This is a genomic window from Pseudonocardia sp. SID8383 (assembly GCF_009864975.1).
Taxonomy (GTDB): domain Bacteria; phylum Actinomycetota; class Actinomycetes; order Mycobacteriales; family Pseudonocardiaceae; genus Pseudonocardia; species Pseudonocardia alni.
Window position 1 is genome coordinate 1 of sequence record NZ_WWFY01000058.1, and the last position, 953, is coordinate 953.

General features: G+C 78.1%; 1 protein-coding gene. It reads left to right on the forward strand.

The window, feature by feature from the left end; all coding sequences use genetic code 11:
* A partial coding sequence (locus GTW08_RS01540; protein ID WP_346009833.1) for an FtsX-like permease family protein occupies positions 1-953 on the forward strand: 953 nt, incomplete at both ends.

A 953-nucleotide genomic window follows, 5' to 3' on the forward strand; every position in this document is an offset into this window, starting at 1 on the left:
CCGGGTCCGGGTGACGCTCGCCGCGCTCGCGCTGCTCGCCGCCGGGTCACTCGCCGCCCTCGCGGTGGAGCTCGGCGATGCGCTGACCGGGACCGCGCTGGCCGCGCTGTCCGGGATGAGCGTGTTCGCCGCGCTCGTGGTGGCGGGCCCGTTCGTGGTGTCCGGTGCGGCGGCACTGCTCGCGCCCCTGGTCGCGCGGTGGGCGCCGGGGCGGATCGCGGTCGGCAACGCCCGGCGTATGTCGCGGCGGACCGCGGCGATGACCACGGTCCTGTCGTTGGGCGTGGGGCTGACCGCCGCGCTGCTGGTCGCGGTGGCCGGGGCGTCCGCCGACGCGCGGGCGTCGATCGACCGCAACTACCCGGCCGACGTCGTCGTGTTCCCCGGGACCGTGGACCGGGACACGGACGCGCTCGCGGCCCGGCTGGACGCGGCCCCGGAGCTGACCGCCCGGGTGTCCGACGGCATCGTGCTCGTCGACCCAGTGCCGGGCGCGGACCCGGTCGCGGTGCGCTCCGCGGTGGCGCGGGGCGCGGGTGACGCGTCGGCCGCCTTCGTCGCGGACATGCGGGAACAGACCGAGAGGGCGGTCGGTGCCATGCGCGGGATCGGACTCGGTCTGGTCGGGGTGACGTTGCTGGTGGCCGTCGTCGGGGTCGGCGTGACCCTGGCGCTGTCGGTCAGCGAACGGACCCGGGAGATCGCGCTGCTGCGCACCCTCGGGCTGTCGCGCGCCGCGTCCCGGCGCGCGGTGGCGGCCGAGGCGGCGCTGGCCGGGGCGGTCGCGGCCGTGCTGGGGGTGGTGATCGGCGGCGCCTACGGGGTACTGGCGCTCGCTGCGACCGGGATCGGTGCACCCACCTCCGGTATCCCGCTGGGGCAGCTCGCCGCGCTGGCCGCGGCCGTCGTTGCGGTCGCGGTGACCGCCTCGGTGGGGCCGGTGCGCCGAGCCG